The organism is Lentzea sp. NBRC 102530, assembly GCF_030269365.1.
Classification (GTDB): Bacteria; Actinomycetota; Actinomycetes; order Mycobacteriales; family Pseudonocardiaceae; genus Lentzea.
On record NZ_BSTF01000022.1, the window covers coordinates 44,730 to 65,602 of the forward strand.

The 20,873-nt window shown below is 69.4% G+C and carries 23 protein-coding genes; 8 read left to right on the forward strand and 15 right to left on the reverse strand.

The annotated features are described in order from the left end of the window. Window positions 1-20: 20 nt before the first annotated feature. The 3 genes from dapF to QSK25_RS39700 are packed head-to-tail and all read right to left on the reverse strand — an operon-like array spanning window position 21 to window position 2,403. Complete coding sequence (gene dapF, locus QSK25_RS39690) at window positions 21-815, reverse strand: diaminopimelate epimerase (RefSeq protein WP_285646261.1); 795 nt, start codon at window positions 813-815, stop codon at window positions 21-23. Further along, on the reverse strand, window positions 803-1,726 hold the full coding sequence (gene miaA, locus QSK25_RS39695) for a tRNA (adenosine(37)-N6)-dimethylallyltransferase MiaA (RefSeq protein WP_285646262.1): 924 nt from the start codon (window positions 1,724-1,726) through the stop codon (window positions 803-805). Before miaA ends, dapF begins: the two co-directional genes overlap by 13 nt. Further along, window positions 1,723-2,403: a class III extradiol dioxygenase subunit B-like domain-containing protein gene (locus QSK25_RS39700; protein WP_285646263.1), complete on the reverse strand. Its 681-nt coding sequence runs from the start codon at window positions 2,401-2,403 to the stop codon at window positions 1,723-1,725. The genes miaA and QSK25_RS39700 overlap by 4 nt, the downstream gene beginning before the upstream one ends. A gap of 171 nt (window positions 2,404-2,574) precedes the next feature. Here QSK25_RS39700 and QSK25_RS39705 point away from each other — a divergent pair, with 171 nt between their 5' ends. Beyond that, on the forward strand, window positions 2,575-3,927 hold the full coding sequence (locus QSK25_RS39705) for a DUF349 domain-containing protein (RefSeq protein ID WP_285646265.1): 1,353 nt from the start codon (window positions 2,575-2,577) through the stop codon (window positions 3,925-3,927). 62 nt (window positions 3,928-3,989) lie between these two features. On the opposite strand, the gene QSK25_RS39710 is transcribed toward QSK25_RS39705, so the two are convergent. Continuing rightward, on the reverse strand, window positions 3,990-4,466 hold the full coding sequence (locus tag QSK25_RS39710) for an Rv2732c family membrane protein (RefSeq protein WP_285646267.1): 477 nt from the start codon (window positions 4,464-4,466) through the stop codon (window positions 3,990-3,992). A 26-nt stretch (window positions 4,467-4,492) separates the two neighbouring features. Next, window positions 4,493-5,977, reverse strand: coding sequence for a tRNA (N6-isopentenyl adenosine(37)-C2)-methylthiotransferase MiaB (gene miaB, locus QSK25_RS39715; protein ID WP_285646269.1), 1,485 nt, complete (start codon window positions 5,975-5,977; stop codon window positions 4,493-4,495). A gap of 131 nt (window positions 5,978-6,108) precedes the next feature. On the opposite strand from miaB, the gene QSK25_RS39720 reads away from it, so the two are divergent. Next, window positions 6,109-7,032, forward strand: a complete 924-nt coding sequence (locus QSK25_RS39720) for a TAXI family TRAP transporter solute-binding subunit (protein ID WP_285646271.1) — start codon at window positions 6,109-6,111, stop codon at window positions 7,030-7,032. Window positions 7,033-7,042: 10 nt separating this feature from the next. On the opposite strand, the gene QSK25_RS39725 is transcribed toward QSK25_RS39720, so the two are convergent. Further along, on the reverse strand, window positions 7,043-7,984 hold the full coding sequence (locus QSK25_RS39725; protein ID WP_285646272.1) for a hypothetical protein: 942 nt from the start codon (window positions 7,982-7,984) through the stop codon (window positions 7,043-7,045). Between the two features lie 223 nt (window positions 7,985-8,207). Between QSK25_RS39725 and QSK25_RS39730 the strand changes: the two genes are divergently transcribed. Then, window positions 8,208-9,413: a peptidoglycan DD-metalloendopeptidase family protein gene (locus QSK25_RS39730; protein ID WP_285646273.1), complete on the forward strand. Its 1,206-nt coding sequence runs from the start codon at window positions 8,208-8,210 to the stop codon at window positions 9,411-9,413. Between the two features lie 51 nt (window positions 9,414-9,464). Here QSK25_RS39730 and QSK25_RS39735 read toward each other — a convergent pair whose 3' ends face one another. Next, window positions 9,465-10,850 carry a sensor histidine kinase gene (locus tag QSK25_RS39735; protein ID WP_285646274.1) on the reverse strand — a complete coding sequence of 462 codons (1,386 nt, stop codon included), beginning with the start codon at window positions 10,848-10,850 and terminating at the stop codon, window positions 9,465-9,467. Between the two features lie 56 nt (window positions 10,851-10,906). Further along, window positions 10,907-11,581, reverse strand: coding sequence for a response regulator transcription factor (locus QSK25_RS39740; protein WP_266042156.1), 675 nt, complete (start codon window positions 11,579-11,581; stop codon window positions 10,907-10,909). A 159-nt stretch (window positions 11,582-11,740) separates the two neighbouring features. On the opposite strand from QSK25_RS39740, the gene QSK25_RS39745 reads away from it, so the two are divergent. The 4 genes from QSK25_RS39745 (at window position 11,741) to QSK25_RS39760 (ending at window position 15,020) form a co-directional block, all read left to right on the forward strand. After that, window positions 11,741-12,469: an amino acid ABC transporter ATP-binding protein gene (locus tag QSK25_RS39745; protein ID WP_176960056.1), complete on the forward strand. Its 729-nt coding sequence runs from the start codon at window positions 11,741-11,743 to the stop codon at window positions 12,467-12,469. Between the two features lie 40 nt (window positions 12,470-12,509). Continuing rightward, window positions 12,510-13,403: a glutamate ABC transporter substrate-binding protein gene (locus tag QSK25_RS39750; RefSeq protein WP_285646276.1), complete on the forward strand. Its 894-nt coding sequence runs from the start codon at window positions 12,510-12,512 to the stop codon at window positions 13,401-13,403. A 79-nt stretch (window positions 13,404-13,482) separates the two neighbouring features. Further along, on the forward strand, window positions 13,483-14,130 hold the full coding sequence (locus tag QSK25_RS39755; RefSeq protein ID WP_285646277.1) for an amino acid ABC transporter permease: 648 nt from the start codon (window positions 13,483-13,485) through the stop codon (window positions 14,128-14,130). Further along, complete coding sequence (locus tag QSK25_RS39760; protein WP_285646278.1) at window positions 14,127-15,020, forward strand: amino acid ABC transporter permease; 894 nt, start codon at window positions 14,127-14,129, stop codon at window positions 15,018-15,020. Before QSK25_RS39755 ends, QSK25_RS39760 begins: the two co-directional genes overlap by 4 nt. Before the next feature lie 50 nt (window positions 15,021-15,070). Here QSK25_RS39760 and QSK25_RS39765 read toward each other — a convergent pair whose 3' ends face one another. After that, complete coding sequence (locus QSK25_RS39765; RefSeq protein WP_285646279.1) at window positions 15,071-15,346, reverse strand: hypothetical protein; 276 nt, start codon at window positions 15,344-15,346, stop codon at window positions 15,071-15,073. A 114-nt stretch (window positions 15,347-15,460) separates the two neighbouring features. Here QSK25_RS39765 and QSK25_RS39770 point away from each other — a divergent pair, with 114 nt between their 5' ends. Further along, window positions 15,461-16,117 carry a response regulator gene (locus tag QSK25_RS39770; protein ID WP_285646280.1) on the forward strand — a complete coding sequence of 219 codons (657 nt, stop codon included), beginning with the start codon at window positions 15,461-15,463 and terminating at the stop codon, window positions 16,115-16,117. Between the two features lies 1 nt (window position 16,118). Here the strand turns inward: QSK25_RS39770 and QSK25_RS39775 are convergent, their stop codons facing one another. The 6 genes from QSK25_RS39775 to QSK25_RS39800 form a co-directional block, all read right to left on the reverse strand. Further along, window positions 16,119-16,496 (reverse strand): hypothetical protein, encoded by a 378-nt coding sequence (locus QSK25_RS39775; protein WP_285646282.1) that lies wholly within the window; start codon window positions 16,494-16,496, stop codon window positions 16,119-16,121. 27 nt (window positions 16,497-16,523) lie between these two features. Further along, window positions 16,524-16,925: a hypothetical protein gene (locus tag QSK25_RS39780; RefSeq protein ID WP_285646283.1), complete on the reverse strand. Its 402-nt coding sequence runs from the start codon at window positions 16,923-16,925 to the stop codon at window positions 16,524-16,526. Window positions 16,926-17,098: 173 nt separating this feature from the next. Next, window positions 17,099-17,848 carry a succinate dehydrogenase/fumarate reductase iron-sulfur subunit gene (locus QSK25_RS39785; RefSeq protein WP_285646285.1) on the reverse strand — a complete coding sequence of 250 codons (750 nt, stop codon included), beginning with the start codon at window positions 17,846-17,848 and terminating at the stop codon, window positions 17,099-17,101. After that, window positions 17,845-19,713 (reverse strand): fumarate reductase/succinate dehydrogenase flavoprotein subunit, encoded by a 1,869-nt coding sequence (locus tag QSK25_RS39790; RefSeq protein WP_285646286.1) that lies wholly within the window; start codon window positions 19,711-19,713, stop codon window positions 17,845-17,847. The genes QSK25_RS39785 and QSK25_RS39790 overlap by 4 nt, the downstream gene beginning before the upstream one ends. Before the next feature lie 9 nt (window positions 19,714-19,722). Beyond that, on the reverse strand, window positions 19,723-20,487 hold the full coding sequence (sdhC, locus tag QSK25_RS39795) for a succinate dehydrogenase subunit SdhC (protein ID WP_285646287.1): 765 nt from the start codon (window positions 20,485-20,487) through the stop codon (window positions 19,723-19,725). 86 nt (window positions 20,488-20,573) lie between these two features. Next, a complete protein-coding gene (locus QSK25_RS39800) occupies window positions 20,574-20,864 on the reverse strand; it encodes an Rv0250c family protein (RefSeq protein WP_285646288.1) in 291 nt (96 codons plus the stop codon). Window positions 20,865-20,873: the final 9 nt, after the last annotated feature.

Below are 20,873 nucleotides of genomic sequence, written 5' to 3' on the forward strand. Positions count from 1 at the left end.
TGTCGCAGCCGATACATCAGTTATGCGAGGGCGTCCCACCAGGACTTGTCGAGCTCGCCGCGCGCGACGAGCACGGCAGGTCCGGTGAGGGTCGACGTCGTCGGCTCGACGGTCACGAAGACCTGGCCGCCGAGGACGTCGACGGTCGCCGACCCCGTCGTGCGGCCCTGGCCCGCGAGCCACGAGGCGACGGACGCGACGGTGCCGGTGCCGCACGAGCGGGTCTCGCCGACGCCGCGTTCGTAGACGCGCATGCGCAGCGCGCCGTCCCCGATGACGTTGATCAGCTCGACGTTGACGCCGTGCGGGAACATCACCGGGTCGAAGCCGGGCGGCACGGTCAGGTCGAACGACTCGACCGGCGTCTCGGTGACGCAGGCGAGGTGCGGGTTGCCGACGTCGACGGCGAACCCGCCGATGCCGGCGCCGTCGACCGCGGCGATGGAGGTGCCGGTGACGCGGGCGGGGCCCATGTCGTTGGTGACGGAGCCGTCCGGGTGCGTCGTCACGGTGCGGTCGCCCGCGCGCGTGCCCACGACGAACTCGCCCTGCTCCTGGTGACCGGCGTCGACCAGGTAGCGGGCGAAGACGCGCAGGCCGTTGCCGCACATCTCGGCGATGGAGCCGTCGGCGTTGCGGTAGTCCATGAACCACTTGCCGTCCACGCGGACGACGCGCAGCACGCCGTCGGCGCCCAGGCCGCGCTGGCGGTCGCACAGCGCCTGCACGCGCGCGGCGGTCAGGTCCAGCTGGTCATCGAGGTCGGGCAGGATGACGAAGTCGTTCTCCGTGCCGTGCCCCTTCACGAACTCCACGGCACCAGGTTACCGGCGGCGGTCAAAAGATCAGGGTCAGCACCGTCGAGCCAGGTGATGCGCTGGTCACGCCGGAACCAGGAACGCTGGCGGCGCACGAACCGGCGGGTGGCGCGCTTGGTCTCCTCGGCGGCGAAGTCGATCGTGCAGGCTCCGTCCATTGCGGACAGCACCTGCTGGTAGCCGAGCGCGCGGGAGGCCGTCCTGCCCTCACGCAGACCGATCCGGACCAGGGCGCGGACCTCGTCCTCCAGTCCGGCCGCGAACATCGCGTCCACCCGCTGGTCGACGCGCGAGTCCAGTTCGGACACCTCGCGGTCGACGCCGATCTGGACGGTGCCGTAGCGGGCGGGACCGGGCTTGGGCAGGTTCGCCGAGAACGGCTGCCCGGTCAGCTCGATGACCTCCAGCGCGCGCACGATGCGGCGGCCGTTGGACGGCAGGATCGCGATCGCGGCGGCCGGGTCGAGCTCCCGCAACCGCTGGTGCAGCGCCTCGGAGCCCACCGACGCCAGCTCGGCCTCGAAACGCTCGCGGACGGCGTCGTCGGTGCCGGGGAACTTCAGGTCGTCCAGCACGGCCTGGACGTAGAGTCCCGAACCTCCGACGAGGACCGGCACCCGCCCGGCGGCCAGCAGCGACTCCACGACGGCCCTGGTCTCGCGCTGGTAGGCGGCGACGGACGCGGTCTCGGTGACCGACAGGACGTCGAACAGGTGGTGCGGCACCCCGCGTCGTTCGGCGACGGGCATCTTGGCCGTGCCGATGTCCATGCCCCGGTAGAGCTGCATGGCGTCGGCGTTGACGACCTCTCCCCCGAACCGTTCGGCGAGCGAAACGGCGAGGTCGGACTTGCCGGTGGCGGTAGGGCCGACAACGGCGATCGGAACCTTTTTCGAGGGGGTGATCACGGGCGCTCCCAGACAGCGACGTGGTAGCCCACGCCGAACGGTGCGAAGAACTCGGCGGACGAACAACGCCACGGGCCGGGCACCCCGGCGAGGACCTGCCACGCGGCCCGGCCCTGCGCGCCCAGCTCGGCGGCCAGCTCCACGTCGAGCCCGAGCAGGCCGTCCACATCGGCGGCGGCCAGCAGGTCGTGCACCGAGGAGTCGAAAGGTCCCGAACGCTCGTCGTCCGCTCCTGGCGAACGCGGCCCGTGCCGTGTCGATCCGTCACCGAGGACCAGCAGTCCGCAGTCCTCGGCAGCGAGTTGTCGTCCAAACGAGACACAGTCGGAAACGGGCAGGTCACGGGGAACGAGTTCAACGCGTGACACCTCGACCGCGCAGCGTTCCCGAAGCCACGCGGTGATGAGCACCGGCAACGGAATCGTGGCGTCCGCGGGCAGGTCACCGCCGAGTGACGCCCGCACGTCGACCCCATAACCGAGAAAACTTCCCGACAACGGCGGCGCGTACGTCGCGCGCCCTCCGTCGCCGACCGCCACGGCGATCCACGGACCTGGCAGTTTCCCTGCTGCCGCAAGGGTTGCGGCGCGCACGGACTCGGTTTCCAAAGCGGCGCCGGACACCAGTTCTGGCACCAGAAGAGGCGGGTGCGGCACCACCGCAGCGCGGGTGATCACAACGAACGAGGCTACCTATCGTGGACTCCCAGTACCGAGTCGAGCTCTGACCTGTTTGAATGCGCGCGGGGAACTGGGGACGGGAGACCCTCCAGCGCCCGTATCGCATCGGCCCCGCCTGGTGGCGGGGCGCCCGTGGCAGGCACGGGCGTCAGACGGGAGGAACCGGCGATGTCGGAGCAGGACAGCACACCGCAGGCCGTGGCGGAGAACGCACCGGTCGAGGGTGCAGCCGAGGGTGGGGTCGAACAAACGCCCAAGGAGACCGCGGCGGCGCCGGCCGGCACCCCGGCCGTCCCCGTGGCGTCGGACCACCCTGACCGCTGGGGGCGCGTGGACGCCGACGGCACCGTGTACGTGAAGACCGAGGACGGCGAACGCGCTGTCGGGTCGTGGCAGGCCGGGGAGCCGGTCGAGGGTCTCGCGCACTTCGCGCGGCGCTTCGACGACCTGCGCACCGAGGTCGAGCTGCTCGTGTCGCGGCTCGCGTCCGGCGCCGGCGACCCCAAGCACGCCCTGACCAGCGCGAAGCACGTCAAGGAGCAGCTGGCCGAGGCCGCCGTCGTCGGTGACCTCAAGGCGCTGGCCGCCCGCGTCGAGCACGTGCTGGAGCGGGCCGAGGCCGGCATGGAGAAGGCGAAGGAGGCCAAGGAGGCCGCCCGCGCCCAGTCCGTGCAGCGCAAGCAGGCGCTCGTCGACGAGGCCGAGTCGATCGCCACCGAGTCGACGCAGTGGAAGGTCGCGGGCGACCGGCTGCGCCAGATCCTCGACGAGTGGAAGACCATCCGCGGCGTCGACCGCAAGACCGACGAGCAGTTGTGGCGCCGGTTCTCGAAGGCCCGCGACGCGTTCAACCGCCGTCGCGGCTCCCACTTCGCGGACCTCGACCGCCAGCGCTCGGTGGCCAAGTCCTCCAAGCAGGCGCTGGTCGAAGAGGCCGAGAAGCTCGTCGACTCCGACGACTGGGGCCCCACGGCTGGTCGCTACAAGGAGCTCATGGTCGAGTGGAAGGCCGCCGGGCGTGCGCCCAAGGAGGCCGACGACGCCCTGTGGCAGCGGTTCCGGGCCGCGCAGGACGCGTTCTTCCAGAAGCGCTCCGAGGCGTTCAGCGAGCGGGACGCCGAGTTCTCGGCCAACGCGAAGCTGAAGGAGGAGCTGCTCGCCGAGGCCGAGGGCATCGACCCGTCGACCGACCTCGAGGCGGCGCGCAACGCCCTCTACAAGATCCAGGAGCGCTGGGACGCGATCGGCAAGGTGCCGAGGGAGCGCATCCGCGAGCTCGAGGGCAAGCTCCGCGCCATCGAGGAGCGGGTCCGCGGCGCGGTCGACGCCCAGTGGCGCCGGTCCGACCCCGAGGCCGAGGCCCGCGTGGCGCAGTTCCGCGAGCGCGTCGAGCAGTTCGAGGCGCAGGCCGCCAAGGCCCGTGCCGCGGGCGACAAGCGCCGCACCGAGCAGGCCGAGGCGCAGGCCGCCCAGTGGCGCGAGTGGCTCGCCGCCGCTGAGCAGGCCCTGGCGACCCGCTAGAGGCTCTAACGACTGAGAGCCCCTCTTCCGGCTGGAAGAGGGGCTCTCGGACGTTTCAGGGCCTACTGCTGGTCGGACCGCTGCGTCTCCCCGAGCTGGGGCGGGCGCGAGGCCGCGATCTTCAGCCACTTCACCAGCAGGACGATCGTGGCGATCGCCGCGATGATCAGGCCGGCGCCGGGGCCGGGACCGATGGTCTTGTTGCTCGTCGTGGTCTGCTGCGTCCAGATCGACAGCACCCCGATGATCGAGCCCGCGAACAGGCCGAGCGAGCACACCCACGCGAGGCCCCAGCGGCGCACGGCCAGGGTGATGCCCGACCCGGCCACGCCGACGCCGAGCGCGAGGAACGAGAACAGCCGGGGCAGGAACAGGTCCGACTCGCCGAGCAGCACCGCGAGCCCGGTGTGCTCCCCCACCCACGGCAGGATCAGCGACACCAGGATCGCGAGCACCGCGATCGAGATCGTCAGCGCGCCCGTACCGGGGTCGATGCGCTTGGCGGCCTGGTGTTCGACGGCGTCGATTTCCTTGCGCAAGAAGTCGTCCTGTTCTCGTGGATCGCTCACTGAGCCGCACACCCGGAGACGGCGGCGGGCAGCGGCGCGGGCGCTCCGAACGAGGGCAGACCGAGGCCGACGCCCGCGGTCTTGGGCTTGATGCCGGCCTCGGAGCGGTCACCGGCCTTCGTGCGGCGCCACGACAGCGGTTCGCCGTCCGCGACGAGGTAGTGCGGGGCCGCGTAGGTCACGACGGTCTCCACGACGTCACCGGGACGCGGCGCGGTACCACCGGGCGTGAAGTGCACCAGGCGTCCGTCGCGGGCGCGGCCGCTCATGCGCTGCGTCTCGGCGTCGCGCTTGCCCTCGCCGGTGGCGACGAGCACCTCGACCGTGCGGCCGACCTGCTCGATGTTGAGCTGGTGCGTCATCTCGTTCTGCAACGCCACGAGCCGGTCGAACCGCTCCTGCACGACGGCCTTCGGCAGCTGGTCCGGCAGGTCGGCGGCGGGCGTGCCGGGGCGCTTCGAGTACTGGAACGTGAACGCCGACGAGAACCGCGCCTGGCGCACGACGTCGAGCGTGCCCTGGAAGTCCTCCTCGGTCTCACCGGGGAAGCCGACGATGATGTCCGTGGTGATCGCGGCGTCCGGCATCGCGGCGCGGACCTTCTCGATGATGCCCAGGTACTTCTCGGTGCGGTACGAGCGGCGCATCGCCTTGAGCAGCCGGTCCGAACCGGACTGCAGCGGCATGTGCAGGCTGTGGCACACGTTCGGCGTCTCGGCCATCGCGGCGATGACGTCGTCGGTGAAGTCCTTGGGGTGCGGCGAGGTGAACCGGACGCGCTCCAGCCCGTCGATCTCCCCGCACGCGCGCAGCAGCTTGCCGAACGCCAGCCTGTCGCCGAACTCGACGCCGTAGGAGTTGACGTTCTGGCCCAGCAGCGTCACCTCCAGCACGCCCTCGTCCACCAGCGTCTGCACCTCGGCCAGCACGTCGCCCGGACGGCGGTCCTTCTCCTTGCCGCGCAACGACGGCACGATGCAGAACGTGCAGGTGTTGTTGCAGCCCACCGAGATCGACACCCAGCCCGAGTAGGCGGAGTCGCGCGCGGCCGGCAGCGACGACGGGAACGTCTCCAGCGCGTCGAGGATCTCGACCTGCGCCTCCTCGTTGTGCCGAGCGCGTTCCAGCAACACCGGCAGCGACCCGATGTTGTGCGTGCCGAACACGACGTCGACCCACGGCGCGCGCCGCACGATCTCGCTGCGGTCCTTCTGCGCGAGGCAGCCGCCGACGGCGATCTGCATGCCGGGCTTCGCCGCCTTCTGCGGGGCGAGGTGGCCGAGCGTGCCGTACAGCTTGTTGTCGGCGTTCTCGCGGACCGCGCAGGTGTTGAAGACGACGACGTCGGGCTGTTCGTCCTCGACGGCCCGCTCGTAACCCGCGTCCTCGAGCAGTCCGGCGAGGCGCTCGGAGTCGTGCACGTTCATCTGACACCCGAACGTGCGGATCTGGAAGCTCTTGCGAACCTGCGCGGTACTCACGCCCGAAACCATAACTCCTGGTCACACGCCCAAGTCGCGCGGACCGCCCCTAGGCGGGCGCATCCACACGTTGACCAGGCAGGACCTTCGTCGGGTGCAATCGCGCACGACCCCCGTGGCACGATGCGCTGGTGCTGGGACGAATGCATGCCGCCGTGAGCCTGCTGACCGCCGCGACGCTCGTGACGGGCTGTAGCAGCACGGTCGCGGACGTCAAGATCACGATGGCCACGGGCAGCCCTGGCGGCGTCTACTACTCGCTCGGCAACGGCCTCGCGGACATCTGGAGCGGCCGCCTCGGCATCGTGAAACCCCAGGTCGTCGCCACGGCCGGGTCCAAGGACAACATCACCCGGCTGATCAACGACCAGGCCCAGGTCGGCTTCTCGCAGGCGGACGCGCTCGAGGGCGTCCCCGGTTCGGAGAAGCTGCGCGCCCTGGCCCGCATGCACGACGACTACCTCCAGGTCATCGTCCGCGCCGACGTGCCGGTGACGAAGCTGCGCGACCTCTCGGGTAAGCGCGTGTCGATCGGCGGGCGGGAGTCCGGCGTCGAGATCATCGCGAGCGCGCTGCTCAAGTCCGCGGGCGTCACCCCGGAGGCGGTGAACCTCAACCTCGACGACTCGGCGCAGGCGATGCGCGAGGGCAGGCTCGACGCGTTCTTCTGGTCCGGCGGCCTGCCCACCAAGGCGATCACCGACCTCACCAAGGGTCTGGGCGTGCGGATGCTCGACCTGAGCGACGTGCTGTCGACGTTCCGCAAGGAGAAGCCGGTCTACGGCTCGGCGACGCTGCCCGCGTCCACCTACAACCTCCAGACCGACCCGGTCGGGCCCGTCATCACCCTCGTCGTGCGCAACTTCCTGCTGGTCAACGAGAAGATGCCGGACGACGTGGCCGAGGCGTTGGTGCGGCAGCTGTTCGAGGGGCAACCCGAACTCGTGAAGGCGCACTCGGCCGCCCGCACGATCGAGCAACGGTCGGCGATCGAGACTTCGCCGGTACCGCTGCACAACGGGGCCATGCGCTACTACCGGGAGACCAAGGTCTGATCTCCGGGGTCTAGAACCAGTCCCAGCCGATGCCGAGCACGCCGGGCCGCACGTCCTTCGCCGTCAGGTGCAGCACCCGCCCCGGGGTGAGCGCGAGTTCGTCGCCGTGCGCCAGGGTCGCGTCCACCCCCGGCTGCGCGAGGGTGTAGCAGCGGACCGGGAGGCGGGGTTCGGTGAACTGCACGCTCGCCACGTACGTCCCCACCGGGTACCGGAACGCGCGGCGGTAGTCGCGGGACCGCGCGCCGGTCTCGGCGATGGTGAACCGGTACTCCAGCAGGTGCGTGCGGCCCACGGGCAGGCTGTGGTCGAACAGCAGCTCCGCGGCGATCACCGGCTCCCGGGAGTGCCGCCGCACGCGTCCCAGCCGGCAGTCGCGCACGGCCTCCACCTCCAACGCGTCCGGCGGCGTGCCGTCGTCCGCGCAGTACACGGCCACGTAACGGTCGGGCCGGCCCGCGACCGCGCGCAGCACCTGTCTGGTGTGGACCGAGCGGAGCGCGCCGTGGCGGTCCACCGCGGCCGCGTCGTCCTGCGACCACAGGCGCAGGTCGCCGTCGGACGGTCCGACGAGCGCCTGCACGGTCTCCGCCAGCGACTGCGCGGGTTCCAGCATCTGCCCGAAGTCGCGGGTGCGCCGCTGCTTCGACGCCCAGCGGCCACGCGGGCGCGGCGGTCCGAGCAACGCCTCGAGGGAGTGCCTGGGCAGGCCGAGGATGGCCTCGATGGCCTGCACCGCGCGCAGCGAGTCGGCTCGTTCGGGACGGCTGCGGCCCAGTCGCCAGTAGCTGAGCGTGGACAGGCTGACGTGGATGCCCCGGCGGTCGAGGCGGTCGCGCAGGCGTTCCAGGGTGAGGCCGCGGTGCTCGATGGCGGCCCGCAGCGCGGCGTGGAACGGACCGGCGCGCAACCGCACGTCGACCTCGTCGCCCGCATCGGGAGGAACCGCCACGGCGTGCCCTTCGACTGTGGAAGAAACAGTTTAGAAGGCCGATCGGGCCCGAAAACCCGACAGAAGGTGGGTATTCCTCCACAGTTTTGGCGGGCCTTCCACAGTGGTGGGTCCTCTGCGGGGACGACCTTGACCGTGCCGGTCCACCGGTATGTCATCAGCGCGGCGGCCCCCTGCCGAAGCCGCCGACCCCCTGCCTTGTGCTGACTTCCCTGGAGGGCACATGTCCCGTCCGTTGTCCGCGCGGCGATTCACCGCGCTGTTCTCCGCGTTCGTGGCCGGCGCCGCGGTGCTCGTCACGCCGTCGGCGATCGCCGCCCCACCCGATCTCGCCGCCACCGTCCGCGCCACCATGCTCCACCAGCACGGCGAGGCGTTGAAGCGGGAGTGGGACACGCAGACGTTGCGTGAACCGCTGTTCGAGCCGACCCGCACGTCCGGTGCGTGGGTGTTCGGCAGCACCACCGTCCCGATGGCCCACGGTCAGGACCACGGGGCGCCGCACATGGCGTTGTTCCTGGCCCGCAAGGAACGATCCGCGTGGCGCGTCGAGCTCGACGGCACGTCCGGGTTCGCCGAACTCGCCGCGCTGGCGCCTTCCGGCGTGCTCAGCGACGGCGAGAAACGGACCTTCGCGGCCAACCAGAGCAACCGCGCGCAAGCACTCGCGCCGACCGGTCTCGGCCTGCCGTGGCCGGTGAACGTGGCGTGGTGGATGGGCGGCGGCCCGCACGGCAACAGCGGTAACAGCCGGCCGTTCAGCTCCATCGACTTCAACGGCGGTGACGGCCGCGTGCTGTCCGCGGGCAACGGCCGTGTCTACAAGAGCTGCGTCGTGGGCCGCAGCGCACTGGTGAAAGTCGTGCACGACAACGGTTACAGCACCACCTACTACCACATGTACAACCTGACGACGCTCGCCGACGGCAGCGCCGTGCGCACCGGCACGTACCTCGGCAACATCGGCAACGAGCTGCCGTGCGGCGGTTCGAGCACCGGGGCGCACGTGCACTTCTCGTTGCTGCGCGGCAACTCCCACATCAGCGTGAACGGGATGACGATCGGCGGCTGGACCTTCTACGAGGGTTCGCAGGCGTACGGCGGTTACGCGCAGCGCGGCAGCACGCGGGTGGGCGTCGGCGGCCGGATCACGAACTACGGCGGTGGTGGCACGACGACGCCTACCGGCACGGTCGACGCGGGCCCGAACACCACGGTGAACCTGCGGTCCGGCCCCGGCCTGGAGCACCCGGTCGCGGGGACGGTCGCGGACGGCGCGGTGGTGTCCATCGCCTGCACCAGCCGCGGCGGTGCCGTCGAGGGGGTCTGGGGCAGCACGGACCTGTGGAACCGGCTGCAGGACGGCAAGTGGATCAGCGACGGTTTCGTGGACACCGGCTCGAACGACCCGGTGGCCCCGGCCTGCTGACCCAGGCGCCGCCGGTCCCACCCCGTGGTGGGGCGGGACCGGCGGCGCTCGCTACACGGCCGGGAGTTCGACCACGACCTTCAGGCCGCCGTCCTGCGGCGACTCCAGCCGCACGGCCCCGTCGACGCGTTCGACCACCAGCCGCACGATCGAGAGCCCCAGCCCGGAGCCGGGCACGTTCTGGTGCGCGGGGCTGCGCCAGAACCGGTCGGTGGCCCGTTCGAGCTCGTCGGGATGCAACCCGGGACCGTGGTCGGCGACGGACAACGTGATCACCCCGTCGGCCTTGCGCGCGTCCACGACGATCAGCGTGCCCTCGGCGGTGAACTTCAACGCGTTGTCCAGCAACGCGTCCAGGATCGTCTCGACCCCGCGCGGCGGGACGAGCGCGAGGCCCACCTTCTGCCCGTCGAGCACCAGGTGCACCTCCTTGGCCGCCGCGGCCGACTGCCACGCCGACAGCCGTGCCGCCACGGACTTGTCGACGTCGACCGGCACCGGGTCCACCGAACTCGACTCGGCGCGCGCCATCGCGAGCAGCTCGTCGAGGATGCGGTTGAGGCGGTCGGTCTCGCTCAACGCCTCGACCTGGTGCACCTCGGCCTCGGCGTCGACGTGACCCTCCAGGTTGGACAGCCGGAGTTTCAGCGCCGTCAACGGGTTGCGCAGCTGGTGCGAGGCGTCGGCGACGAAAGCCCGTTGCGACGCCAGCACATCGCTCACGTTCGCGGCCATCTGGTCGAAGGAACGGCTGAGCTGCCGCAGTTCCGGCGGCCCGCTCTCCGCGCCCACCGGCGGCACCGGCCTGCCCGCCACCACGGCGGCGAGGAGCTTGCCCGTCGCGTCGTCGAGCGCCTGCACCGGCCGCAACGTCCAGCGCACCACCGGCAGCGCCAGCAGCACGGCGAGCGCCAGCACCAGCAGGCTCGCCGCGAGCAGCAGCGACCACCAGGCGAGCACCTCGAAGCGGGTCTTCGTGGTCGGCGAGAACGTGATCACCGCGCCACGCACCTCACCGTCGACCAGCACGGGTTCGGCGAGCACCAGCCGTGAGGTGTCCCAGGGCTGCAGCACCGGCGGCGCGACCGGCAGCCGCCCGGCCAGGGCCTTGCTGACCAGGTCCTGCACGCCGCTCTCGCCGAGCGCGAGGTCGTTGCGCGACGCCACCAGCGGCACCGTCGGCGCGTCCCTGGCCACGACGGCCACGCCGATGTCGTAGAGCTCGTCGTAGCGCTGCAGCTCCGGCAGCAGCAGGTCCGGCTTGTCGTCGATCAGCGGCCGGGCGGCGAGCGACGCGAACCGGCTCGTGTCGGTGAGCCGGTCGAGGAACATCTCCTGCTGCTCGGCCGCCGCCACGTTGCGGCCCAGCGGCACGCCGAGACCGACCAGCACGAGCACGATCAGGGCGAGCACCACGCCCAGCAGTCGCGACCTCACAGCCCGTCACCCCGCCCGGTCGCGACACGCCGACGCGAAAGATCACCCAATCGAGATCACACCTGCCCCAGCCGGTAGCCGACGCCCCGCACGGTCTCCAGCAACGACGGCCTCCCGAGCTTGGTCCGCAGCGTGGCCACGTGCACGTCGAGCGTCCGGTTCGCACCGGACCACGTGCGTCCCCACACCTCCGCGAGGATGCGCTCCCGGGTGCACACCGCGCCACCCGCGGCCATCACCAGGGCGAGCACCTGGAACTCCTTGCGGGACAGGGCGACCGACTCCCCCGCGACCGTGACCTCGTGACGCCCCAGGTCGACCCGGACGTCCCCGGTCTCGAACACCTCCGTGGACACCGCGCCCACACCGACCGGGTCCGCGCCGCGACGACGCCGCACGGCGTGCACCCGCGCGACGAGTTCTCCCACGTCATAAGGCTTGACGAGGTAGTCGTCGGCCCCGGCGTGCAGGCCGAGGATCCGGTCGTCGATCTCCCCCCGCGCGGACACCACGATGATCGCGACGTCCGACGCGGCCCTGATGGCACGGCACAGCGTCACGCCGTCCATGTCGGGCAGGCCCAGGTCGAGCAGCACCACGTCGACGCCCGCCAGGCGGTCGAGGGTGCCGCGGCCCGTGGCCTGCCGGTCCACGTGGAAACCCCGTCTGGTCAGGGCGGGGACCAAGGCCTCGGCGACCCTGTCGTCGTCCTCGACGAGCAGCACGCGCACTTTCGCTACCTCCCGGGCAACCGATGTCTGCCTGTGACAGAGTTGAGACCCTAAGTCTTGCTCAATGTCCTGGACTGGTGTGGTGGCGGACACCTAGGTTTCCGCCAACGCCGACGACCCCAAATGGAGGACTGGATGACTGCCGCCTCTGCACCGCCGATGATTCGTGTGGCGGGTGTGGACAAGTTCTTCGGCCCGTTGCACGTGCTCAAGAACGTGCAGCTGGAAGTGCCGAAGGGGCAGGTCGTGGTCGTGCTGGGGCCGTCGGGTTCCGGTAAGTCGACCCTGTGCCGGACCATCAACCGCCTCGAGCCGATCGATTCCGGTGTCATCGAGGTCGACGGCCAGCCGCTTCCCGCCGAAGGAAAAGAACTGGCCCGACTCCGCGCCGATGTCGGCATGGTGTTCCAGTCCTTCAACCTTTTCGCCCACAAAACCATCGTCGAGAACGTCATGCTCGCCCCGGTGAAGGTGCGCAAGACGCCCGCCGCCGACGCGCGCAAGACCGCGATGGAACTGCTGGAGCGCGTCGGGATCGCGAACCAGGCCGACAAGTTCCCCGCCCAGCTCTCCGGTGGCCAGCAGCAGCGCGCCGCGATCGCCCGCGCGCTCGCCATGAAGCCGAAGGTGATGCTGTTCGACGAGCCGACGTCCGCGCTCGACCCGGAGATGGTCCAGGAGGTCCTGGACGTCATGACGGGCCTGGCCAAGGACGGCATGACGATGCTCGTCGTCACGCACGAGATGGGCTTCGCCCGCAAGGCCGCGGACCGCGTGATCTTCATGTCCGACGGCGAGGTGGTCGAGGACTCGACCCCGGAAGAGTTCTTCTCGGCCCCGAAGTCCAACCGCGCGAAGGACTTCCTTGGCAAGATCCTGACTCACTAGTAGTCAGCCCACTTCCAGAACGAATGGCAGGAGAAGGACGATGAGGGTTCGCACCCTTGCGGCGGTGCTGCTGACGGGCGCACTGGCCCTGACCGCGTGTGGCAAGGAAGGCGCTCCGGCCGACCAGGGCGCCGCGCCCGCCGGTCTGTTCGAGGTCGCCAAGGACGTCGCCGTCGCCGGTTCGCCCACGTTCGACAAGGCGAAGTCGCGCGGTTCGCTGATCGTCGGCGTCAAGGAGGACCAGCCGGGCCTCGGGTACAAGGACCCGACGACGAACAAGTACAGCGGCTTCGACATCGACATCGCGAAGCTCATCTCGGCGAAGCTCGGCTTCGACCCCGAGAAGATCCAGTACAAGACCGTCCAGTCGGCCGCTCGCGAGCAGGCGCTGATCAACGGGGACGTCGACTACTACGTCGGCACCTACACGATCAACGCGGGCCGCAAGGAGAAGGTCGCGTTCGCGGGCCCGTACTTCGTCGCCGGCCAGGACCTGCTGGTGAAGAAGGACAACACCGACATCACCGGCCCGGACGCCCTCAAGGGCAAGAAGGTCTGCTCGGTCACCGGCTCCACCCCGGCCAAGAACGTCAAGGAGAAGGGCCTCACCGAGCCCGGCAACGTCCTCGAGTTCCAGGGCTACTCGCAGTGCGTCACCAAGCTCCTCAACGGTGAGGTCGACGCCGTCACCACCGACGACGCGATCCTCAAGGGCTACGCCGCCGCCGAGGAGGGCAAGCTGAAGGTCGTCGGCAAGACGTTCTCCAGCGAGCCGTACGGCATCGGCCTGCCCAAGGACGACAAGGCGCTGCGCGACAAGGTGAACGACATCCTGCAGTCCTCGCTCGACGACGGCACCTGGCAGAAGATCTACGACGGCACGCTCGGCAAGTCGGGCTCGTCCGCGGAGAAGCCGAAGATCGACCGGTACTGACGGTTGTTCACGTGGCCGGTGGATCCCACGCGGGTCCGCCGGCCGTTCCTTTGAAGGCGGACGGACGGCAAGGAAACCGATGAACGTCCTCACCAAGAACTTCTCATTCTTCCTCGACGCGTTCGGGCAGACCCTTCAGCTCTTCGCGATCTCCGCGGTGCTGTCCCTGGTGCTGGGTACGCTCCTCGCCGCGCTGAGGGTCAGCCCGGTGCCGGTGTTCCGCGGCATCGGCACGGCGTACGTGACGATCCTGCGCAACACGCCGCTGACGCTGGTCTTCGTGTTCTTCGTGTTCGCGTACCCGCTGCTCGAGATCCTGAAGATCGACGAGTACACCGCCGCGGTCGTCGCGCTGTCGCTCTACACGGCGGCGTTCGTCTGCGAGGTCGTGCGGTCGGGCATCAACACGGTGCCGGTCGGGCAGGCCGAGGCCTCCCGCGCGCTGGGTCTCACGTTCACGCAGATGCTCGGCAACGTGGTGCTGCCGCAGGCGTTGCGCTCGGTGGTGCCGCCGATGACGAGCACCATGATCGCGTTGCTGAAGAACACGACCGTCGCGTCGGGGTTCGCCGTCTTCCAGGCGGGCAACATCCGTGAGCAGCTGTCGGACCAGGGTGACAACGTCCTGCTGGGACTCCTCTGGGTCGCTCTCGGGTTCGTCATCCTGGTCATGCCGCTGACTTACGTGCAGCAGGTCTTCGAGAAGCGCTGGAGCGTGGCCCGATGAGCATGGTGCTGTTCGACGTCCCGGGCCCGAAGGCCCGCGTCCGTCACAAGATCATGGCGGTCGTCGGCATCGCGGCCGTGATCGCGGCCGTGGTGTACGTGGTCATGCGGTTCATCGTCACCGACCAGTTCACGGCGCGCAGGCTCGACTGGATCAACTACAAGGTGATCCAGCTGTCGCTGGTGGAGGCGATCGGCAACACGCTGGCCGCGTTCGCCGTCGGCGCGGTGCTGGCGCTCGTGTTCGGCGCGATCTTCGCGGCCGCGCGGCTGTCGGACCACGCCTGGGTGCGCGCTCCCGCGGCGGTGATCGTCGAGATCTTCCGCGCGATCCCGCTCGTGATCATGATGTTCTTCTTCTACTACGGCCTTCCCGTGGCCGGGGTGAAGCTGAGTGCGTTCACGGCGGTCGTGATCAGCCTGATGCTGTACAACGGCTCGGTGCTCGCGGAGATCTTCCGCGCCGGCATCAACTCGCTGCCGAAGGGCCAGAGCGAGGCCGCGTACGCGCTGGGCATGCGCAAGACCCAGGTGATGACGCTCGTGCTGCTGCCGCAGGCGTTGCGGGCGATGCTGCCGACCATCATCAGCCAGCTCGTGGTGCTGCTGAAGGACACCGCGCTCGGCTTCCTCATCACGTTCGAGGAGCTGCTGCGGTGGGGTACGCGCATCGGTGGCGACGCGGTGAACTTCGGTCGCCCGATGATCTCGGTGATGATCGTGGTCGCGCTGATCTACATCGGACTGTGCCTGTTGCTGACGTGGCTCGCGACCTACCTCGAGAAGCGCAACCGCCGCAACAAGAAGGTCATCCACACCGACGGCGACGCGGCCGGGCAGGTCCAGCTCGGCAACGCCTCGGCGGCGGCCGGTGCGGGCGTCACCGTCTGACCGGTCCTCGAACGAGACGGGGCGTGTCCACTTCGGACACGCCCCGTTCGTCATCTCCGGACGTTCCAGTCGACGACACCGCGCCAGCGCCCGGTCTGCTCCCCCACGACGTCGAGGCTGAACGTGGTGCCCGCGGGGAAGTTCGCGCCGAGCAGCCTGCGCGAGCGGTCACCCGCGGGGAACAGCACGGGCGCCCCCGCGACCCGTCCGTCGCGGAACCACCGGATCTCCAGGTCGACCGGGCTGTCGGTGACGCGGAGGTAGACGTCCGAGCCGTCCACGGTGACCGTGCGGACGGCGAGCAGGTCGGCCGATGCGGTGCGCATGAGCCGGAACGTAGCGGCGGAAGCGGAACCGGGTCGTCTCACGGACAGTGGATCTCCCGTCAACTTTCGCGGTACGCTCCCGGTGGGGGATCTGCCGGCGGTGACGTCACCTGAATGAGGGACGTTGTGACGCGCGTGCTCGTGGTCGACGACCAGCCGTTGTTCAGAGCGGGCCTGGTCGCGTTGCTGAACGCCGCACCTGACCTGACCGTCGTGGGCGAGGCCGCCGACAGTGCCGCCGCCTGCGCTCTGGCGCGGACGGCGCGGCCCGACGTGATCCTGCTCGACATCCGCCTGCCGGGGCTGGCGGCGTTGAAGACCGTCGCGGGATCCGCGCGGGTGCTCGTGCTGACGACGTTCGACCTGGACGAGTACGTCCACGAGGCGTTGCGGCTCGGCGCGGCGGGGTTCGTGCTGAAGGAGTCCGAACCGGCCCGCCTCATCGCCGCCATCACGGCCGTGGCGTCCGGGGAGATGCAGTTCGGCCCGACGGTGATGCGCAGGCTCGTGGCGGCCTACCTGAGGGGCGGCACGGCGGCCCGCGGGAGTGACGCGGGGCTGGAGGAGCTGACGGGCCGCGAACGCGAGGTGCTGCGACTCGTCGGCACCGGGCTGACGAACACCGCGATCGCGGCGCGCCTCACCGTCACCGAGGGAACGGTGAAGACGCACCTCAACCGCGTGATGACGAAGCTGCGGCTGACCAGCCGGGCTCAGGCCGTGGTGATGGCGTACGAGTCCGGGCTGGTCGTCCCGCGGCTCGCCGGGTGAGCTACCAGCGCAGGCCGAGGTGGGCGAAGTCCGTCGTCTGCTTGTCGACGCTCAGCGTGATCCCGCCGGCGTGGATGTTCTCGCAGGTCCACGACCCGGGCGGGTCGTCGGACCAGATCTCGCGCTTGCACCCGGTCGGCCCCTGGCTGTCCCAGACGTCCCAGGTGGTGCGGTAGTTGGTGTAAGGCCACCTGCGGTCGATGTCCACGTCGATCGAGAGCCTGCCGCCCGGGAAGTCCAGGGCCGCGATCTGGCACTCGCTCTGCGTCGGCACCGCGCCGCACGTCCCCGTCACGCCGCCCGCGTGCGCGGCCGGCGCCACCAGGGGTACCACGACGGCCGCGATCACGGCGGCCACCAAGAACTCACGAATCTTCACAACGTCCCCCAGGACTTGTCGGAACTGTCAGAGTTCGATGCACACGGGATTGTCGGCGCGGGTGAACGTGGATCCTGTCTGCATCCAGAACTCCGAACACCACAATGTGCCCTCGTGCGTTTTCTGGTTCACCTCGGCGCGATAGGACTCCGACGACGTCCAGAACTTGGTCTGACTGTCGCTGATGTGCCCGTTCGGGCCGAACACCCGGAAGAACCCGGTCTGCGTCGGAATCACCGGCGCCCCCGCCAGCTGCGTCACCACCCTCGCGATGGTGCACGGTTCGCCCGTGGGCGCGACGAGGAAGATGTTCACCGTCCCGTTCCCCTCCGACTGGTAGGGGTTGCACGACGACGTTTCCGCCGACGCGGACGGGACGAACAGACATGACAACAACGCCGCCACAAGGGCAGCGAAACAGATTCGCATTTCGAATCCCCCAATTCGATGTGGACCGCTCCACCGCGATCCGTCATCAGTACAGCACCGGGACTTCGTCACCGGCCCGGTGAAATCGGGGGGGATCCCACGAAAGTGGCAAAAGGAGGAGAACTGTTCCGCGTACCGCGGGCCGGGGATAGGATCCCCGGCCCGCGACACCGCTAGGACCGCCGGAACAGCTTGTTGCCGAGCCAGACGACCGGGTCGTACTTGCGGTCGGCGACGCGCTCCTTCATGGGGATGAGCGCGTTGTCGGTGATGTGGATGTGCTCGGGGCACACCTCGCTGCAGCACTTGGTGATGTTGCAGTAGCCGAGGCCGTGGTCGTCCTGCGCCTGGTCGACGCGGTCGGCCGTGTCGAGCGGGTGCATCTCCAGTTCCGCCACCCGCATGAGGAACCGCGGGCCCGAGAACGCCTCCTTGTTCTCCTCGTGGTCACGCACCACGTGGCAGGTGTTCTGGCACAGGAAGCACTCGATGCACTTGCGGAACTCCTGCGAGCGTTCCACGTCGACCTGCTGCATCCGGTACTCGCCCGGCGCCAGGTCCTTCGGCGGCGCGAACGACGGGACCTCGCGCGCCTTGGTGTAGTTGAAGGACACGTCGGTGACGAGGTCGCGGATGATCGGGAACGTCCGCATCGGCGTGACCGTGATCGTCTCCGACTCCTGGAAGACCGACATGCGGGTCATGCAGAGCAGCCGCGGCCGTCCGTTGATCTCGGCGGAGCACGAGCCGCACTTGCCCGCCTTGCAGTTCCACCGCACCGCGAGGTCCGGCGCCTGGGTGGCCTGGAGCCGGTGGATGATGTCGAGGACGACCTCGCCCTCGTTGACCTCGACGGTGAAGTCCTCCAGCGCGCCGCCGGAGTCGTCACCGCGCCACACCCGGAACTTCCCCTGGTAGCTCATGACAGCTCCTCCGCGGTGAGGTACTTCTCCAGCTCGGTGCGCTCGAACAGGTCGAGCAGGTCGGACCGGATGGGGATCTGCGGCTTCTCCTCGACGCGGACGCCCTCGTCGGAAGTGGTGCACACCAACAGCTTCCGGCGCCACTCCGCGTCCATCACGGGGTGGTCGTCGCGGGTGTGCCCGCCGCGCGACTCGGTGCGCAGCAACGCGGCCTTCGCCACGCACTCCGACACCAGCAGCATGTTGCGCAGGTCGAGCGCGAGGTGCCAGCCGGGGTTGAACTGCTGGTGGCCCTCGACGGTGAGCGACCGGGCGCGTTCCTTGAGCTTCTCCAGCCGCTGCAACGCCTCCTCCATCTCGCCGGCGCGGCGGATGATGCCGACGAGGTCGTTCATCGACTGCTGCAGTTCCATGTGCAGCGTGTACGGGTTCTCGCCGCCCTCCTCCTGGAACGGCTTGAGCGCCGTGGCCCTGGCCTCGGTGACGGTGTCCTCCGGGACGACCGGCCGGTCGCCGAGCGCTCGCACGTACTCCGCCGCTCCGGCACCCGCGCGGCGTCCGAAGACGAGCAGGTCCGACAGCGAGTTGCCGCCGAGGCGGTTGGAGCCGTGCATGCCGCCGGAGACCTCACCGGCCGCGAAGAGGCCTGGCACGGAGGAGGATCCGGTGTCCGGGTCGACCTCGACGCCGCCCATGACGTAGTGGCACGTCGGCCCCACCTCCATGGGCTGCGCGGTGATGTCCACATCGGCCAGTTCCTTGAACTGGTGGTGCATGGACGGCAGCCGGCGCCGGATCTCCTCGGCGGGCAGCCGCGTCGAGACGTCGAGGAAGACGCCGCCGTGGGGTGAGCCGCGCCCGGCCTTGACCTCGGAGTTGATCGCGCGGGCGACCTCGTCGCGGGGCAGCAGTTCCGGTGGGCGCCGGTTGTTCGCCTGGTCGGCGTACCAGCGGTCGGCTTCCGCCTCGTTGTCGGCGTACTTGTCCTTGAACACCTCGGGGATGTAGTCGAACATGAACCGCTTGCCGTCGGAGTTGCGCAGCACGCCACCGTCACCGCGCACGGACTCGGTGACGAGGATGCCCTTGACCGACGGCGGCCAGACCATGCCCGTGGGGTGGAACTGGATGAACTCCATGTTGATCAGCGAGGCCCCGGCGCGCATCGCGAGCGCGTGCCCGTCCCCGGTGTACTCCCAGGAGTTCGACGTGACCTTGAACGACTTGCCGATGCCGCCGGTCGCGAGGATCACCGCCGGTGCCTCGAAGAGCACGAACCGGCCGGACTCGCGCCAGTAGCCGAACGCGCCGGAGATCCGGTCGCCGTCCTTCGCGAGTTCGGTGACGGTGAACTCCTGGAAGACGCGCAGGCGTTCCTCGTAGTCGCCGAACTCCTTGAAGTCGTCCTGCTGCAACGACACGATCTTCTGCTGCAGCGTGCGGATCAGTTCGAGGCCGGTGCGGTCGCCGACGTGGGCGAGGCGCGGGTACTCGTGGCCGCCGAAGTTGCGCTGAGAGATCCGGCCGTCCTTGGTGCGGTCGAACAGCGCGCCGTAGGTCTCCAGTTCCCAGACCCGTTGCGGCGCCTCCTGTGCGTGCAACTCGGCCATGCGCCAGTTGTTGAGGAACTTGCCTCCGCGCATCGTGTCGCGGAAGTGCACCTGCCAGTTGTCGCTCTCGTTCGCGTTGCCCATGGCGGCGGCGATGCCGCCCTCGGCCATGACGGTGTGGGCCTTGCCGAACAACGACTTGCAGAGAACGGCGGTGCGCAGGCCGTGCTCACGGGCCTCGATCGCGGCACGCAGACCGGCACCACCCGCGCCGATCACGAGAACGTCGAACGAATGCCTTTCCAGCTCGGGCAAAACCACTCCTTAGTTGATGAAGCGGAGGTCGGAGATCGTTCCCGAGGCGACCAGCGCGACGTACAGGTCCGTGAGGCAGACGAAGATCAGCGAAGCCCACGCCAGCTGCATGTGCCGGTTGTTCAGCTTGGAGATCTGCGTCCACATCCAGTAGCGGACCGGGTGCTTGGAGAAGTGCTTGAGCCGTCCGCCGGCGATGTGGCGGCACGAGTGGCAGCTCAGCGTGTAGGCGGCGAGCAGGCTGACGTTGACCAGCAGGATGATGTTGCCCAGCCCGAGGCCGGTGCTGAACGCCGAGACCGCGTCGTAGATGTTGACCAGCAACAGCAACGAGGCCGCGTAGAAGAAGTAGCGGTGCAGGTTCTGCGCGATGAGCGGGAACCGGGTCTCACCGGTGTACTTGCTGTGCGGCTCGGCCACGGCGCACGCGGGCGGCGACGCCCAGGCCGCGCGGTAGTAGGCCTTGCGGTAGTAGTAGCAGGTGATCCGGAATCCCAGCAGGAACGGGATGATCAGCAGCGGCGGTGTCAGGAACCCGGGCAGCGCGGGGAACCACTGCCCGAAGTGCGATGCCGCGGGGACGCACTCCTCCGTGAGGCACGGCGAGTACATCGGTGTGAGGTAGTGGTACTGGTCGACCCAGTAGTAGTCCCCCTGGAACGTGCGGAACGCCGCGTAGATCGAGATGAGCAGCAGGCCGACGAACGTCGTCAGCGGCGGCAACCACCATCGGTCCGTGCGCAGAGTCCTGGCGGCGATCTCTGCCCTCGCCATTGGTCACCTTTCTGGGGGTCCACGTCGTTGTGGAACAAACGCGTAACGGCCCCCGCTGTCCGCGAGGGCCGTGAGTTCGGGCTGGGTCAGGTCCGGTTCCGGTACCCACCGAGTCCTTCGTCGTCCGCGTCCTTCCAGAGCGACTCGTCGTAAGGCGTGTCAGGCACGACCACGACCTCGCGTTCCACTTGAGGCGCTTCCCGCTGCCTGGGGGTGCTGAGGTCGACGAGTTCGGAAGCGTCGATGTCCATGCGTTCCACGTCGTTGGCCAGACGCTGAACCGCAGCCACGTCGCCGTACCTGGCGCGCAGATTGCTGACGGCGTGCCGCATCTGACCGATGACCCGGCGCAGCTCGACGATCTCCGTGGAGTTCATGGGACACCT

What these genes read in the sequence shown, in the direction of transcription:
- QSK25_RS39705 (WP_285646265.1), top strand. Translation starts at nt 2,575, where the DNA reads ATGTCGGAGCAGGACAGCACACCGCAGGCCGTGGCGGAGAACGCACCG.
- QSK25_RS39730 (WP_285646273.1), top strand. Translation starts at nt 8,208, where the DNA reads ATGTCCCGTCCGTTGTCCGCGCGGCGATTCACCGCGCTGTTCTCCGCG.
- QSK25_RS39745 (WP_176960056.1), top strand. Translation starts at nt 11,741, where the DNA reads ATGATTCGTGTGGCGGGTGTGGACAAGTTCTTCGGCCCGTTGCACGTG.
- QSK25_RS39750 (WP_285646276.1), top strand. Translation starts at nt 12,510, where the DNA reads ATGAGGGTTCGCACCCTTGCGGCGGTGCTGCTGACGGGCGCACTGGCC.
- QSK25_RS39755 (WP_285646277.1), top strand. Translation starts at nt 13,483, where the DNA reads ATGAACGTCCTCACCAAGAACTTCTCATTCTTCCTCGACGCGTTCGGG.
- QSK25_RS39760 (WP_285646278.1), top strand. Translation starts at nt 14,127, where the DNA reads ATGAGCATGGTGCTGTTCGACGTCCCGGGCCCGAAGGCCCGCGTCCGT.
- QSK25_RS39765 (WP_285646279.1), bottom strand. Translation starts at nt 15,346, where the DNA reads ATGCGCACCGCATCGGCCGACCTGCTCGCCGTCCGCACGGTCACCGTG.
- QSK25_RS39770 (WP_285646280.1), top strand. Translation starts at nt 15,461, where the DNA reads ATGAGGGACGTTGTGACGCGCGTGCTCGTGGTCGACGACCAGCCGTTG.
- QSK25_RS39780 (WP_285646283.1), bottom strand. Translation starts at nt 16,925, where the DNA reads ATGCGAATCTGTTTCGCTGCCCTTGTGGCGGCGTTGTTGTCATGTCTG.
- QSK25_RS39785 (WP_285646285.1), bottom strand. Translation starts at nt 17,848, where the DNA reads ATGAGCTACCAGGGGAAGTTCCGGGTGTGGCGCGGTGACGACTCCGGC.
- sdhC (WP_285646287.1), bottom strand. Translation starts at nt 20,487, where the DNA reads ATGGCGAGGGCAGAGATCGCCGCCAGGACTCTGCGCACGGACCGATGG.
- QSK25_RS39800 (WP_285646288.1), bottom strand. Translation starts at nt 20,864, where the DNA reads ATGAACTCCACGGAGATCGTCGAGCTGCGCCGGGTCATCGGTCAGATG.